12 protein-coding genes are annotated in these 14,483 nt (G+C 68.0%); 5 read left to right on the forward strand and 7 right to left on the reverse strand.

Features of this window, described 5'->3' with window-relative positions:
- The first annotated feature begins 67 nt into the window (after positions 1 to 67).
- Positions 68 to 508 (forward strand): SRPBCC family protein, encoded by a 441-nt coding sequence (locus OG735_RS32130; protein WP_327326631.1) that lies wholly within the window; start codon positions 68 to 70, stop codon positions 506 to 508.
- 36 nt (positions 509 to 544) lie between these two features.
- Positions 545 to 1,909, forward strand: coding sequence for a carotenoid oxygenase family protein (locus OG735_RS32135; RefSeq protein WP_327326632.1), 1,365 nt, complete (start codon positions 545 to 547; stop codon positions 1,907 to 1,909).
- A gap of 197 nt (positions 1,910 to 2,106) precedes the next feature.
- Here OG735_RS32135 and OG735_RS32140 read toward each other — a convergent pair whose 3' ends face one another.
- The gene (locus OG735_RS32140) at positions 2,107 to 2,235 is read right to left on the reverse strand and encodes a hypothetical protein (protein WP_327326633.1); all 129 of its coding nucleotides are present in this window, start codon (positions 2,233 to 2,235) and stop codon (positions 2,107 to 2,109) included.
- Here OG735_RS32140 and OG735_RS32145 point away from each other — a divergent pair.
- The gene (locus tag OG735_RS32145) at positions 2,234 to 3,712 is read left to right on the forward strand and encodes an alpha/beta fold hydrolase (RefSeq protein WP_327326634.1); all 1,479 of its coding nucleotides are present in this window, start codon (positions 2,234 to 2,236) and stop codon (positions 3,710 to 3,712) included. The genes OG735_RS32140 and OG735_RS32145 overlap by 2 nt on opposite strands.
- Positions 3,713 to 3,946: 234 nt before the next feature.
- Here OG735_RS32145 and fxlM read toward each other — a convergent pair whose 3' ends face one another.
- The 5 genes from fxlM to OG735_RS42085 all read right to left on the reverse strand — a co-directional run bounded on the left by fxlM (position 3,947) and on the right by OG735_RS42085 (position 10,192).
- Positions 3,947 to 5,158 (reverse strand): methyltransferase, FxLD system, encoded by a 1,212-nt coding sequence (fxlM, locus tag OG735_RS32150; protein ID WP_327326635.1) that lies wholly within the window; start codon positions 5,156 to 5,158, stop codon positions 3,947 to 3,949.
- A gap of 11 nt (positions 5,159 to 5,169) precedes the next feature.
- Positions 5,170 to 6,321, reverse strand: a complete 1,152-nt coding sequence (locus tag OG735_RS32155; RefSeq protein ID WP_327326636.1) for a lanthionine synthetase C family protein — start codon at positions 6,319 to 6,321, stop codon at positions 5,170 to 5,172.
- On the reverse strand, positions 6,318 to 9,329 hold the full coding sequence (locus OG735_RS32160) for a lantibiotic dehydratase (RefSeq protein ID WP_327326637.1): 3,012 nt from the start codon (positions 9,327 to 9,329) through the stop codon (positions 6,318 to 6,320). The genes OG735_RS32155 and OG735_RS32160 overlap by 4 nt, the downstream gene beginning before the upstream one ends.
- Positions 9,330 to 9,402: 73 nt before the next feature.
- A complete protein-coding gene (gene fxlA / locus OG735_RS32165; RefSeq protein WP_327326638.1) occupies positions 9,403 to 9,552 on the reverse strand; it encodes an FxLD family lanthipeptide in 150 nt (49 codons plus the stop codon).
- Positions 9,553 to 9,556: 4 nt separating this feature from the next.
- The gene (locus tag OG735_RS42085; RefSeq protein ID WP_442812526.1) at positions 9,557 to 10,192 is read right to left on the reverse strand and encodes an ATP-binding protein; all 636 of its coding nucleotides are present in this window, start codon (positions 10,190 to 10,192) and stop codon (positions 9,557 to 9,559) included.
- Between the two features lie 268 nt (positions 10,193 to 10,460).
- On the opposite strand from OG735_RS42085, the gene OG735_RS32170 reads away from it, so the two are divergent.
- Both OG735_RS32170 and OG735_RS32175 read left to right on the forward strand, forming a co-directional pair.
- The gene (locus OG735_RS32170; protein ID WP_327326639.1) at positions 10,461 to 11,720 is read left to right on the forward strand and encodes an XRE family transcriptional regulator; all 1,260 of its coding nucleotides are present in this window, start codon (positions 10,461 to 10,463) and stop codon (positions 11,718 to 11,720) included.
- Complete coding sequence (locus OG735_RS32175; RefSeq protein ID WP_327326640.1) at positions 11,717 to 12,229, forward strand: NUDIX hydrolase; 513 nt, start codon at positions 11,717 to 11,719, stop codon at positions 12,227 to 12,229. The genes OG735_RS32170 and OG735_RS32175 overlap by 4 nt, the downstream gene beginning before the upstream one ends.
- A gap of 720 nt (positions 12,230 to 12,949) precedes the next feature.
- Here OG735_RS32175 and OG735_RS32180 read toward each other — a convergent pair.
- Positions 12,950 to 14,479 carry a helix-turn-helix domain-containing protein gene (locus OG735_RS32180; protein WP_327326642.1) on the reverse strand — a complete coding sequence of 510 codons (1,530 nt, stop codon included), beginning with the start codon at positions 14,477 to 14,479 and terminating at the stop codon, positions 12,950 to 12,952.
- Between the last annotated feature and the right edge of the window lie 4 nt (positions 14,480 to 14,483).

Consider the following 14,483-nt stretch of genomic DNA (forward strand, 5'->3'; position numbering starts at 1 on the left):
ATCCGGCTGAACCGATGGATCAGCCGCGCCACCGAAACATGTCATCCAGAGAGAGGAACCCGTAGCCGTGGTCACCATCGACGAGACCGCCCCCGTCATCGTCCGTCTGAGCACCGAGATCAACGCCCCGCTCGCGACGGTGTGGGAGCTGCACACCGACATCGCGGCCTGGCCCACCTGGAACACGGACATCGACCAGGCCGAGCTCAACGGGCCCCTGATGTCCGGCAACTCCTTCAGCTGGCGAACCCATGGCCTGGAGATCACCTCCACCGTGCGCGAACTGGTCCCCGACAAGCGGATCGTGTGGGGCGGCCCAGCCGACGGCATCACCGGCATCCACGTGTGGACGTTCGAGCAGGACGGCGACCACGTCACCGTCCGCACCGAGGAGTCCTGGAGCGGCGCCCCGGTCGAAGCCGCCGCCGACCACCTCGGCAAGGCCCTCCACGACTCCCTGGAGAACTGGCTTTCCCACCTCAAGGCCCGTGCCGAACAAGCTGCCTGACAAAAAGCATCACATCCACTGAAAGAGATTCCTGCCATGACTGCTGCGAAGCCCTATCTGACCGGCCACTACACCCCCGTCGCCGACGAGGTCACCGCCACCGGACTCACCGTGGAGGGCACGCTGCCCCCGGAGCTGGACGGCCGGCTGATCCGCAACGGACACAACCCCAAGCCCGGTGTCACCCCGACCCACTGGTTCAAGGGCAGCGGCATGGTCCACGGCATCCGCCTCCGTGAGGGCCGCGCCGAGTGGTACCGCAACCGCTGGGTGCACACCCCTGCCCTCGACGGCGCCCCCTACATGACCGAGCACGGCCCCGACCTGACCGCCAGCACCGCCGGTACCCACGTCATCGAGCACGCCGGACGGCTGCTCGCCCTGTGCGAGGCGAACGTCCCCTTCGAACTCACCCCGGACCTGGAGACCGTCGGCGCGTACGATTTCGACGGCACGCTGCGCAGCGCGATGACCGCGCACCCCAAGGAGGACCCGCTCACCGGGGAGTTGCACTTCTTCGGCTCCTCACCCTTCCCGCCGTTCCTGACGTACTACGTCGCCGACGCCAAGGGCGGGATCGTCCACAGCGCCGAGATCCCGGGAGCGACCGCCTCCCTCAAGCACGACTTCGCCCTGACCCGCCGTCATGTGGTCTTCATCGAGGGCAATGTCACCTTCGACCCGGCCGAGCACTCCGGCATCCCCTACGGCTGGAGCGACGCCCAGCCCGCCCGCATCGGCATCATGGCCCGCGGCACCGACGGCGCCCCGCAGGTCCGCTGGTTCTCCATCGAGCCCGGCAACCTGTTGCACGTCGCCAACGCCTTCGAGGACGGCCAGGGCCGGATCGTCCTGGAAGGCCCCACCGTGGACCGAGAGGGCTTCCAGCTGTCCTGGAATTGGTGGGTCGGCGCCCCCGGGCGCGGCACCGAGCCCGTCGCCCGCTCCTACACCCGCCGCTGGGTGGTCGACATGGCGGCCGGCACCGTCGACGAGCAGATCGTCGACGACCTCACCGTGGAGTTCCCCACCCTCAACGAGGACTACCTGGGCGCTGAGAACCGCTACCAGTACGCCATCTCCTTCCCCGACGAGAAGGGCTTCGGCGGCTACGGCATCGTCAAGTACGACCGCACCACCGGCGCCCGCCGCATCCGCCAGGTCGGCGACGCCCGTATGCCCGGCGAAGCGGTGTTCGTCCCCGCCGCCGGAGGCACCCGCGAGGACGACGGCTACCTCCTCACCGTGACCTCGGACCTCAAGCAGGACGCCTCCCAGCTCCTCGTCCTCGACGCCTCCGGCCTCGACCGGATCGCCACCGTCCACCTGCCCCAACGGGTGAGCGCCGGACTCCACGGCTCCTGGATCCCCGACACCGCCCTGGAGGCCACCCAGGGCTGACCCACAGCGAAGACGCACTCAGCTCCACCGGCGGCGTGTTTACGCACAGCTGACTTCCCCCGGAGCCCTCACGGGACCTGCCGACCCCCTGAAGCCGCTCGTGCGCCTCCGACGCCGCCGACTCGCGAGGCGCGCATCGAACAACCGCACCGCCGAAACGCCATCCCACCAACGCAGCCTGCCGGCCCGCGAGACGCTCACCGCTCCGGCACCGCCCACAGCTCCGTAAGCATCGCCGTTTCCCCTGGCCCCGCTTCCTCCCGGAGCACCCCGAACAACGCCTCGAACCCGTACAGGCCGAGGCACATCACTAAGGAAGTCGACATGACAAGAACCCGGAAAAACGCCGGTTGGATCGCCGCCCTCTCCGTGCTCGTGGCCACCATCGCCGTACCGGCGCTCGCGCAGACCGAGGATGCCGACCACCGGACCCCTGCCAACGGCATCGACTGGCGCGCCTGCGCCGACACCGACTTCAAGCACATGCAGTGCGGATCGATCCAGGTACCAGTGGACTGGTCCCACCCCCACGCCGGCAGCACCACCCTCGCCCTGGTCCGCCGTCCGGCGGACGACCGGGCCCACCGCCGGGGCACCCTGCTCCTCAACGACGGAGCCGGCGGCTCCTCCATCGAGCAGCTGCGACTGGCGATGCGCATCGGCCTGCCGAACTTCGCCGGTGCCATGACCCGGAACTTCGACCTGGTCGCGGTGGATCCGCGCGGAGTGGGGCACAGCACGCCGATCCTCTGCGGCGAACCGCTCAAGCCCGCCGGAGTCAGCCACTTCCCGCAGGACCGGGCCGCGTTCAACGCGCTCGTGTCCCACAACCGGGCCTTCGCCGAAGACTGCCTGCGCCGCAACGGCCGGCTCACCGCCCACGTCGACCAGACCAGCACCGCGCGGGACTTCGAGGCGGTCCGGATCGGGCTGGGCGAACGGCAGCTGAACTGGTACGGCATCCACTACAGCACGCTTCTCGGACGCACCTACGCCAAGCTCTACCCCGGCAGACTGCGCACCATGGTCCTCGACACCGCCCTGGACGACACCGGCTCGCCTCTCTCGCGGGTCACCCAGGAGGCGGCCACCGCCGAGACGGCCTTCAACCGCTTCACCGCCTGGTGCGCCGCGTCGAAGGAGTGCGCCCTGCACGGCAAGGACGTCGCGGCCGAGTACGACGCCCTCGTCGCTCGGGCCGACCGCGATCCGATCCCGACCGGGAGCAGGGCCCACCAGCCGCTGACCGGTGAGGACATCCGCGCGGCCACCCAGGACTACCTCACCCTGTCCGGTCACTCCTGGCCGGAGCTGGCGAAGACCATCGTCAAGGCCCAGGGTGGCGACGCGATGGACTTCACCCGCAACCCGGACGACACCCTCGACCCGGTCCAGGTACAGGTACCCGCCTGCCTCGACAACGCCCGTCCGGTGCACACCCTCGCCCAGCTCACCCAGTTGCGGAAGGAACTCGCCCGCGTGTCCCCGCACCTCGGCGGCGCCGTCCGCTCCTACAAGGCCATCGCCGGCTGCCTCGGCTGGCCCACCCCGGCCAAGCCCGTCAAGGCGGGCGCCCCGGTCCACGGCGCACCGCCCGCACTGATCCTCCAGTCCACCCACCAGGCCCTCGCCCCCTACCGCGCGGGCGCTGCCATGGCCGCCCAACTGCCCGGCAGCGTCGTACTCGGCCGCGAAGGCGACGACTACAGCATGTTCCTGGTCTCCGAGTGCGTCCAGAAGGCCACCAATCGCTACCTGACGACCCGCGTACTGCCCGCCCCTGGCACCACCTGCACCGACTGAGAAGCAGCGTCCTGCCGAAGGTGACCGTCGGCCGCGCGCCCGACGTCACCCGGGTCTTCGGAGCCCTCTGAGCGGTGACCTCACCGCTCAGAGGGCAGCGAGCGGGCCGGAGACTGAGCCACAAAGCCATCGCAACCCAGGTGCGGAACGGCACACATGTCTTCCGTAAGTGGCTGACACGGTCGACGGCCCACAGACGGCCCAAGGGGTCTTCTGCCTATGGCGGTCCCGAGGTCATTTAGATTTCTGCTCGTAGACGAGGACGATGCGACTGTCCTCCTTGAGGATGTCCTGCCCTGTGGGCAGGTCGTCGAGGAGCGTGTCTGCCGGGTGGATGGTCATGTGCGGTACGGCTGTACGGTCGGTGCTCCAGGCGGAGATGTGGGCGACCATGCTGCGGGCTAGATCCTGCCCGTCGGGGCCGTAGCTGGCCGCCCCGAGCCGTGCGGGCCGCACGGGATCGGCGTTGTCGCGTTCGGCGATCAGGTACGCGAGGGAGCCGCCGGAGACGAGGGCGGGGCTGCGGCCGGGAATCGCGGGGCGTCGTACGCCGTCCTCCATGGCCTGCCCGGTGACTTCGATGCGGCAGACGGTGTTGTCGGAGGCGGTGGCGCGTAGCCAGATCCCGTCGAAGGTCTCCTGGCTGCCAACGCGGGCGTCCGACCACAGTTCGGTGAGCGGCGTGGAGAACACTTCACCGAGGAGATCGAGGTCAACGGGCTGGTCCCGGTCATGGTGGAGGCGAACGGTGCCGTTGGCCAACTCGATGGTCCGCTCTCCTTCCTGGCCGATGATGGGAACGAATCCGCACAGCTCCATGTCGTCGGAGACGAGTGTGTTGCCGTGGCGCGTCAGCGCGACGGAGCGGGTCTGCCCGCGCCAGCGCAGCGGGAGTACGAGTCGGCCACCGTCGTCGAGTTGCTGCCACCAGGTGGCAGGTACGTCCCAGACGCCCACCGTCGCAATGATCCGGTCGTAAGGGGCGTGCTCGGGTGCTCCCTTCAGGCCGTCGCGTTCCATCACCCTGACATGCTCGTAGCCCGCCCGATTCAGTGCGTCGCGGGCGTGCAGGGCGACATCGGAGTCAATGTCGATCGTGGTGATCTGCCCGTCTGGCCCTACGAGTTCGGAGAGGAGCGCGGCGTTGTAGCCGGTGCCAGCGCCGATCTCCAGGACGTGGTCACCGGGCTGCACGTCGAGCTGGGCGAGCATCATCGCGACGGTGGTCGGCACGGACGCGCAGGAGAGGGGGAGGGGCCCGTTGGGGTTCTCCTTGATCGAGACAGCCCTGTCCGCGTACGCGTCAGCTGGGTCGAGCCCCGGTAGGTGGAGTTCACGGCGGACGGTGCGCAAGGCCCGCTCGACCGCAGCCGGCAGCGGCCTCTCAGCAACGATCTGGTCGACGAGCTGGTTGCGCAGGTCGTCGACGGCGGGGGTGTTGTTCACAGAAATCTCTTTCAGTTGAGAAGGAGGCAGGTCTCCCACCCTGATGCAACAGGGCGGGCGGGGTTGAGAGTGTGCAGGGTGAGCAGGATGCCGTCTGCCCCGGTGAGGAGTCCGGCGGCATCGGGTAGCGCCTGCTGTGCCACGTGTGTGGCGAAGCGAGCCCGCAGGGAGGGCAGAAGGCGGGAGAGCGCGCTTCCGGGAGTGGTGTCGGCCGCAGCCCGGTCGACAGCGAGACAGAGGCCCGCCCAGCCGTGGCAGACCGTCGAGTCGGTGATACGCGCCAGTTGCTCGGGGTCGGTGGCACATGATGTGAGGGCGTTTTCGGCGTGGCGCTGGGTGTCCGTGCGGTTGCAGGCGAGCGCGGCGAGCTGAAGGGCCCGGGCGATACCGGGGGTGCCGTAACACCATGAGGGTCTGCCCGGATGTGCCAGCGGTGGCGGTCCGCTGAGCCACATGTCCAAGGTGACGGTTTCCGGCCAGGCGGTACCACCGTCGGGAAGGCGTTGCGACCACTCCTCCAGCAGGCTGCAAGCCTGTTCCAGAGTGTCGCGCTGGCCTTGCACCGTGTGGCCTGCGCGGGTGCACAGGGCGAGGAGCGCGATGGGCCCGGCAACGCCGTGGGCTGTGCTGAAGTTGCCGTGTCCCTCCGGCCAGGCGGTATCGGGCTGGCCGGAGGGGCTGTCCGAAGTCCACCAGCCCGGCACCTGTTGGCCGTGGACGGTGACGGGCTTCTGGAAGAGCTGCACCAGGTAGTGCAGGACACCGTCGAGTACGTCGGGGCGCGTTCCACGGCGCAGGAGATACGCGCCGAGCCCGGTCAGACCGCCGATCAGGTCGTACTCCTGCATGCGCGGCGGCCGACCGGTGTCCATACGACGGTGGGCGTCCGACAGCCGCGCGTTCACGAGCGTGGCGAGCGCATCGTCCAGGCCGTCGAGCGCGGGCCGGTAGGCGTGGTGGCCCGCCGTGTGCAGCGCGAAGGCCATGGCGGGTGCCCCGCGGTACAGACTCGCGCTCGCAGGATCCACGGCAGCCGGTTGCCCGGCCATGGCTTTCGCCGTGGTGTGCGCCATCTCCCAGTTCCCGCTGCTCTGGGCGACGGCGGCTTGGTGGACGATGGTTCCGGCGAGCCCTCGACCCAAGTCGTGTGCAAGGTCGTTCACTGGCTTGCCGCCCGTGCCCGGAGAGAGCGGCATGCCTGCCGGGCCGCATGGCGGCATGCTGCCTCTGATTCCCGGTCCGGGCCCATGACCCGGTTGTGGTGCATGTGAAGCAGCGACTCCAACACCGGGCCAGTCTGCTCGTCGGCGAGGTGAGTCCGGTAAATGCCCAGGGCCGTGCGGCGCCGCTCGTACGCGTCGTCGAGCCGGGACGTCCAGCCAGGGAGTTGGACCAGGGTGCCGGTGCGCACGTGCTGGAGCGACTGGCGGGTGACGTCGAGCAAGCCCCTGCCGCGGGTAGGGGTGGTGGCCATCCAGCGTGTGCCCTCTTCGTGGCCCAGAAGCCCGCGGGCAATGTCGACCATGCCGAGTGCGCACAGGACTCGTCGGTCCACGCTCGCCAGGTCGGTGAGCGCGTACCGGGCGGTGTCACTGTCGGCGACGAACACGTTCTCGGCGGCTTCCAGAACGGGCTCGGTACCGTAGCGGCCGAATTCGGGCCGGTAGCCGTCGAGAACGAGCCGGGAGGCGAGTGCGTCGCCTTGTAGGCGCTCTGCCCAGCGCGCGATGGCCCGCGTTACCGCGGCGTGCCCGTCCGGGCCGCGCACGGCGATCCGCACCCGGAGGTGGTCCTCTTCCTGCGGAGTGCGATATCGGACGAACCAGCTGTCAGGGCCGCCGAGTTCGTCGAGGAGGTCCGGCAGACGGCGGGCGACGATCTGATCCATGGCGGTCGGGTGGGTGAACAGCTTGACCTGCACCCACCGCTGCCGTCCGTCGCCGGGGTTCGGCAGCATCCGGTTGGTGACGACTGGCGCCGCCGCCACGTCGGGGTGGGGCAGGGGCGGCTGGGTGGAGGTGAGGGGTAGAGCGATCTCGTGGGCATGCCCGATCCAGCCGAGTTCCCGCTCGTCTGGGGCTTCGAGTAGATCAGCGCTGCCGTGGCGCTGAAGGTGGGCGTGCAGCAGCCGCGCGTGCAAAGGCTCGACCAGGTCCAGCCGCAAGGTGCGGTCGTCGTCGCACAGCTCCAGGAACTGCAGGCACCTCCATTTCTGTGCCCAGTCCGCCAGGGCTTCGTGCCAGGAGTGTCGGAAGGACCCGGCGGGCAGATCAGAGGCCGTGAGGTGCCAGCGAGCCGGGGACAGAATGGCCTTGCGGTAGCGGACACGGGGCAAATATGGCATCCCGGCCGCGAGCGGTCCCCAGTCGAATTGCGTCCACGCCGTCGCGAACCCGCGCCCGAGGAGCGCGAGGAACCGGGCGATCGGCGGAGCCTGCTTCTCCAGGGCGAGGGGATGAAGGACGACCGGCTCGACTACACGGCGCAGCGAAAGGCTGACCAGGTACAGGCGCGTGCTGGTGGACAGTACGGCGAGATCGTCGAGCGGAATGAGGTTGGCGGCCGGGGCCCGGTGCTCGTCGACCGGGATGACATGTGGCAAGAAGGCGGGAGTGCGCGCCACGTTCTCGGCGTGCGGATAGACCGGCGTGAAGGAGAGTTGAGCTGACGGCGCGCCGTCGACCAGAGTGGGCAGTCCTTTGTACGCGTCGGCGAGGCCGCTGTTTCGGAGAGTGGCGGCGAACCGGCCCGTGAGGGTTCCAGTGCTCCAGGCGGGGCGGACGGACACCGTGAACTCGCCACGGTCCACGGCCTGAAGAGTCGGCGCGTACACCCGCACGCCCATCTCTACATGAGGAGCGGTCGCTGTCTCGTCGAGGTTCGTGCTGGCGCACAGCTCGTTGAGATCCGCGTCCGTGAGTCGGATCTCCTGGACGCCGCTGACCGCTGCCTGCCACGCCTTGGCGATAAGCAGCTCGTCGCGGGGGAGAATCTTCGTGGGTGGTTCCTGCCACAAGGACGTCGGGAAATCGGCAGGCAGCCCGACCCCGGCGGCAAGGTCCGCGGCATCGCGAACGGGTACCAGGCTGCCGGCGCCGTACCGTTCCCAGAAAAGGCTGTGGTAGGCGGCCCACACAGGTCTTTCTCCCAAGTTCCGAGTCAAGCGCAGCAGCGCATTGGCAGCGTGCTCGGCCTCCTCCAGGACCGGACCGGGAATGCGTACGGTGGCGTCGAAACGCAGGTCCACGCTGAGCCGCACTCGGCCTTGATCGGTGATGCTGCTCATGCGCTTCTCGGCCGTACGCCGGAGTTCCTGCGCCGCTGCCTGGCTATCGGTCGCATCGTGTTCGGTGAGGAGCCGGTGCACGTCGGCCAGCTCGTCGAGACAGCCGACAGTTCCGGAATCCAGCTGGGGCGTGAGTGGCCGAAGGGTGCTCAGGATGTGGCCGAGGGGATCATGCTCGGTCATGGGAGCTGCCAGGCCACTGGTAAGAATGCCCGCCTCCAATGCACCGGTGAGAAGCCGTGAAGCCTGTTCCGTGGTGGCACCCAGCGTGACGAGCCGGTCAGTGGCCTCATGGCATGGAACGGGGAGAGCGGCCATCTCAAGAACCGCAGCGAGCGGCCGGGTTACGCGGACGCTCGCGGTACGGCCTCCGGGAAGCGGCCTCTCCAGCATGTCACCGCGCCGCACAGTCAAGTCACTGGCCTGAAGGGTCAGATGGGGTAGAACGTCGCGGCGGCACTGGAGGTTCCGGCGAACGTGGTCGAGCCACAGGGTGTCAGGGCGGGCGACGGGGCGGTGCTCGGTACCGATTTGCGCGAGGGCAGGGCCGCACTCCGCAACGACCACTCCGGCGAACAGGCCGAAAGGCGTGGGTCGTCCAGCAGCTCGCAAGAGGTAGCGGGCGGTCGCCATTGTGGCCTTGCGTACCCGCTTGGGTGAGACGTCGTGGTCGTCGAGGGCCTGGGCGACGGTAGCGGCGAGCTGCGGAGAGGCGACGCATACCGCCTCGGCGAAGGCGGGATCGGCCCAGATACCGCTCAGCCACCGGAGACAGTCGACAGGGTCGTCCACCGATGGCCATCGGGTGTGCTGGGCATTCTGAGGGAGCACAGCGGCCCGCAGGAGGAGCACGCTGCCGCGCTGGAGAAGACTGGTCCGCGTCATCGTTGGTCCTGTTCTGCTGGCCCTGTGCCGGGCCGGGGACGTGCCCAGCCCGGCACAGGCTTTGGCGTGGAGGTCAGCTGATGCAGGAGGAAGCGCAGGAGGACTTGCACCCGTCGCTTGTGTCGCAGTTGCTGACCACCGGCCGTGGCGAGTCGGTGATGGAGATGTCGAGCTGCCACTCGTCGTCAGGGATCGGCGTCGTCTCGGTCGTCGGGATGGCCATCCCATTACCTCCGAAGTAGTGATCGGTACCGTCCGCGCTGCGCGGACGTGGGGACCGCGGGACCCCCGCATTCAGCTGCCACTTGGGCTGTGCAGCCGAATGCGCGGACACCGCGGGCTGACTGTTCGCCGCGCGCCGTACCGCGCTCACAGTCCGGGTGCCAAAGCGAAGCGTTCCGGCATGACGTGGAAAACGCCTGCGGGGCTGCGGCTCGTAGGCGCCCGTACAGAGGTCCACCGCGTGCGGCCGGCGCCGACACGGGTACGACAAACTCGGCCCAAACCTTCTTGCCGTGGCGCGTCGGCTCCCATCCGTGCCCTGCGGCAAGGAACTCGACCAGGACCAGGCCGCGCCCCCCTTCGTCGTCCTCCGTGGTGATTTGACGACTGGGTGGCTCGGGGCTGCTGTCGTGGACGACCAGGAGCAGCCGGTCTTCATCGAGGTAGAGACCGATGGTGATGAAGCCCCCAGCGTGGAGCACGGCGTTCGTGATCAGCTCCGAGGCGACGAGCTTCACCGCGTTCAGGTTCTCCTCGCTGATTTGCACACCCCACGCCTGAATCTGCGTCATGACACGGTCTCTTGCGAAGGCGACGGCGGACGGGTCACCGCTTACGGCAATCCGGGCTCGGCGGGTCATGAGGACTGCTCCTCTGTGGTCGGATTGGCTGCTCCGTCCCCGACGGGGGACGCGGGGACGGAGCAGCCGGTCTGTCGGCGCCGCCCGAGGCTGTTGCTCCCGAGGCGGCACGGAGCCGATGTGTCCCCGACCCGAATCCCCGGGCGACTGGTGATCAGTCAACGACACCCCCTCGTAGTAGGGAGACTCCAAGGGGTGACTCCGACATGGAGTCAGGGGCGTGCGTGCGGTCGTAGCATCGGAGGACACGTTCCAGGGGGAGCCGCCGATGAGTCGTCAGCCACCAGACCCGCGCGATGTCGTCGCCGGACTGCTTGGTGATGAACGACTGCTTAATGCGTGCGCCGAGCGGGACATGGGAGTCGTGTTCCGGCTGCTCAATGCACGAGGTGTCAGTACGCGTCGGATCGCTGCGGCCGTGGACATCACCCAAGGGCGGCTCTACGACTACATGAACGGCAAGAGCCGGGTGGAAAAGCTGGCCCTGTTCGAGCAGATCGCGGACGCGTTCCACCTCCCTGGTCATCTGCTCGGGCTTGCCCGCCGCGCCTGGGAACCCGCTGCGGCCGAACCGACCAAGCATGAGCCGGAGTTGCCGCCGAACGGCGACGACCTGGCGGCCATGGATGCCTTCCGCTCGGCAGACCGGCAGACCGGTGGAGGACGTCTGTATGGCGCTGTCGTACGGCATCTCGCGGACCGAGTTGCCCCGCGTCTGGTCGACACCGGGAGTGGTTCACAAGTATTCGCCGTCGCTGCGGCCTTGACGGAGATGGCCGGGTGGATGGCCCATGACTCCGGTCAAGACGATCTCGCCGCCCGCCACTTCAGCCGAGCTTTGCCGCTGGCCCGCACCTCGGGGGACTTACCGCTTGCCGCGAACGTCGCCGCGAGCAATAGCCACCTCGCCCTTCAGACGGGTGACACAGCGGGTGCCGCCCGCTGGGCTCAGACCGGGCTCGACCTCGCCGGCCGTGGTCCGCGAATTCCCTCGCTCACTGCACGGCTCCAAACGATGCAGGCCCGAGCTTTGGCCGCAGGGGCACAGAGCACGCCAGCAGTGCGCGCTCTCGAAGCGGCCCACGACACGCTCGATGGATCGGCGGATGCCGCTCATCCCTGGCTGAGTCCCTTTGACGCCGCTGCCCTTGCGAGTGAATCCGCGCTGATCCTGCGCGACCTGGAGCAGCATGATCGGGCGCTGACGCAGGCCGAGCGGGCGGTGACACTACGGGAGTCGGGGCGAACCAGGTCCCTTGCACTGAGCCGCATTGTCCTTGTGGACATCCATGTCCGGCGTGGAGACCTCGATGCCGCGGTGAGCGTCGGCCACGAGTTGCTCAGCACGAGCCCAACGCTCGGATCGATCCGTGTTGTGCACCAGCTTGACGACCTGCGTCGTCTCCTGGACCGCCACAAAGGCTACCGCCCACTGCGGGAGTACCTGGTGAGATTCGATGACGCTCGTAGGGCCAGAATGCTGCTGCTGGCCGACATCATCACCCCCAGGGGAGGTACCCCCACATGAGGCCCACACCCGCCGACCCGGAAGCGTGGAATGCCTACCTCGCCGAAGGCAACGCCACGCAGGCCCGCAAGCGTGTCGCGGCCGATGTGCTGCTGCGCGACACGGCTGGGCGCGTGCTCCTGGTGAACCCGACGTACAAACCGGGCTGGGATCTGCCTGGGGGAATGGCCGAAGCGAACGAACCGCCGGAGAGGGCGGTGACGCGGGAGCTGGGCGAAGAGCTGGGGTTGGCCATCACCTTGCGTGGGCTCCTGGTGGTCGATTGGGTTGCCCCGCACGGGCCTTGGGACGATCAAATAGCCTTCATCTTCGACGGCGGCATGCTGGACGCCCACCAGACGCAGGGGATTCGACCCCACGACGAAGAGCTGTCTGAGGCTGCGTTCGTTGCTCTGGACAAGGCACGGGAGTTGTTGAGGGAACGGATTCGGAACCGACTCGACGCCGCGATCAGGAGCTTGGACGAAGGACGGCCGGTGTACCTGCATGACGGCGGTCCAGCCTGGTAGGCGGTCGAGGATTGCCGTATGTGTCGCGCTGACAGTCAGGGGGCTGCATTCGGGACGTTCGGCTTGCCGCACCCTTGCGCCCCGCGATCACCGGGTGGATCCTGGGCTCTTCTGTGTAATCAGAACTTGCGGGCGTGGGGAGAACCATAGGTACCCGTGTGGGCGCTGTGGCCTATTTCGAGATTGTGCGTGCCAAGGATGCGTTAAATGCACGCATGGATAACTCGAATTGGCAGATCTTTCTGGAGAACTTGGAGCGGACCCCAGCGGCAGAAAGAATCTGCACACACCGCAGCGATAGGTTCATCGGGCTTCGGGGCTTTGTGTTGTGTGCCCCCCCGGTGTTGCCGCCGCCCTGTTCCGCCGAGGCGGGCGCAGGGCGCCGTGAAGTTTGCGCACGATGGCTCGCCCGTATAGGGCGGTGCCTTCATGTCCGAGCGAAGTTAGCACAGAGAGTTGCTGACTGGGAGAGCCTTCGTGGCTCTGACCTGGGAATACATTGAGGCCCCGCTACTCTCCGTAAAGAGTGACGGGGCCCCAGTCGCGCGAAAATCTCCCTGACGTGCCGTCAGCATTCCTTGATCATCTTTCATATCGACTGCACAAGGTGTCGGAAACTGCGGGAAGTCGCGGGAAGGTGTCGGGGGTATTTTCCCAGGTCAACGGGCAAGTTTAGCGGCTATCGTCACATGTGGCAATTTTGACGATTTGCCCTGCTTCTCAGATGTCCCGGAAGATCTCGATCTGCGCGCCCACCGAGTTGAGGCGCTCCGCCAGATCCTCGTAACCCCGGTTGATGACGTACACATTGCGCAGTACGGACGTGCCCTCGGCCGCCATCATCGCCAGCAGCACCACCACGGCAGGCCGCAGTGCGGGCGGGCACATCATCTCGGCCGCGCGCCAGCGGGTCGGGCCCTCGACCAGGACGCGGTGCGGGTCGAGCAACTGGAGGCGGCCGCCCAGGCGGTTGAGGTCCGTCAGATAGATCGCGCGGTTGTCGTAGACCCAGTCGTGGATCAGCGTCTTGCCCTCGGCGACCGCCGCGATCGCCGCGAAGAACGGGACATTGTCGATGTTCAGACCGGGGAAGGGCATCGGGTGGATCTTGTCGATCGGCGCCTCCAGTTTGGAGGGCCGGACCGTCAGGTCCACCAGCCGGGTGCGGCCGTTGTCCGCCGCGTACTCCGGCGAGCGGTCGTGGTCGAGGCCCATCTCCTCCAGCACCGCGAGCTCGATCTCCATGAACTCGATCGGGACGCGGCGGATGGTGAGTTCGGACTCGGTGACGACCGCGGCGGCGAGCAGGCTCATCGCCTCGACCGGGTCCTCGGAGGGGCAGTAGTCGACGTCCACGTCGATGGTCGGCACGCCGTGCACCGTGAGCGTGGTCGTCCCGATCCCCTCGACCTTGACGCCCAGCGCCTCCAGGAAGAAGCACAGATCCTGGACCATGTAATTGGAGGAGGCGTTGCGGATGACGGTCACACCGTCGTGCCGGGCCGCGGCCAGCAGCGCGTTCTCGGTCACGGTGTCGCCGCGTTCGGTCAGGACGATCGGGCGGTCGGGCGCGGTCGTGCCCTCCACCTTCGCGTGATACAGCCCCTCGGTCGCGGTGACGTCGAGACCGAAGCGGCGCAGCGCGATCATGTGCGGCTCGATGGTCCGCGTACCGAGGTCGCAGCCGCCGGCGTACGGCAGCCTGAACGTGTCCATCCGGTGGAGCAGCGGACCGAGGAACATGATGATCGACCGGGTCCGGCGGGCGGCCTCCGCGTCGATGGCGTCCATGTCGAGCTGCGCGGGCGGCACGATCTCCAGATCCACGCCCTCGTTGATCCAACGGGTGCGCACCCCGATGGAGTTGAGCACCTCGAGCAGCCGGAAGACTTCCTCGATGCGGGCGACTCGGCGCAGCACCGTACGGCCCTTGTTGAGCAGCGAGCCGCAGAGCAGCGCCACACACGCGTTCTTGCTCGTCTTGACATCGATGGCGCCGGAGAGCCGGCGTCGGCCGACCACCCGAAGGTGCATGGGCCCGGCGTAGCCGAGCGAGACGATCTCGCTGTCGAGCGCCTCACCGATGCGCGCGATCATCTCAAGACTGATGTTCTGGTTGCCGCGTTCGATGCGATTCACCGCGCTCTGGCTGGTGCCGAGTGCCTCGGCCAACTGCGTCTGTGTCCAGCCCCGATGCTGACGGGCGTCACGGATGAGCTTGCCGATGCGTACGAGGTAGTCGTCTGCCATGGCT

The organism is Streptomyces sp. NBC_01210 (assembly GCF_036010325.1).
Classification (GTDB): Bacteria; Actinomycetota; Actinomycetes; order Streptomycetales; family Streptomycetaceae; genus Streptomyces.

Bases quoted from the DNA above. Each gene is read 5' to 3' on its own strand.
- OG735_RS32145 (WP_327326634.1), top strand. From the start codon at position 2,234: ATGACAAGAACCCGGAAAAACGCCGGTTGGATCGCCGCCCTCTCCGTG.
- fxlA (WP_327326638.1), bottom strand. From the start codon at position 9,552: ATGGCCATCCCGACGACCGAGACGACGCCGATCCCTGACGACGAGTGG.
- OG735_RS32140 (WP_327326633.1), bottom strand. From the start codon at position 2,235: ATGTCGACTTCCTTAGTGATGTGCCTCGGCCTGTACGGGTTCGAGGCG.
- OG735_RS32170 (WP_327326639.1), top strand. From the start codon at position 10,461: ATGAGTCGTCAGCCACCAGACCCGCGCGATGTCGTCGCCGGACTGCTT.
- OG735_RS42085 (WP_442812526.1), bottom strand. From the start codon at position 10,192: ATGACCCGCCGAGCCCGGATTGCCGTAAGCGGTGACCCGTCCGCCGTC.
- OG735_RS32175 (WP_327326640.1), top strand. From the start codon at position 11,717: ATGAGGCCCACACCCGCCGACCCGGAAGCGTGGAATGCCTACCTCGCC.
- OG735_RS32160 (WP_327326637.1), bottom strand. From the start codon at position 9,329: ATGACGCGGACCAGTCTTCTCCAGCGCGGCAGCGTGCTCCTCCTGCGG.
- OG735_RS32135 (WP_327326632.1), top strand. From the start codon at position 545: ATGACTGCTGCGAAGCCCTATCTGACCGGCCACTACACCCCCGTCGCC.
- OG735_RS32180 (WP_327326642.1), bottom strand. From the start codon at position 14,479: ATGGCAGACGACTACCTCGTACGCATCGGCAAGCTCATCCGTGACGCC.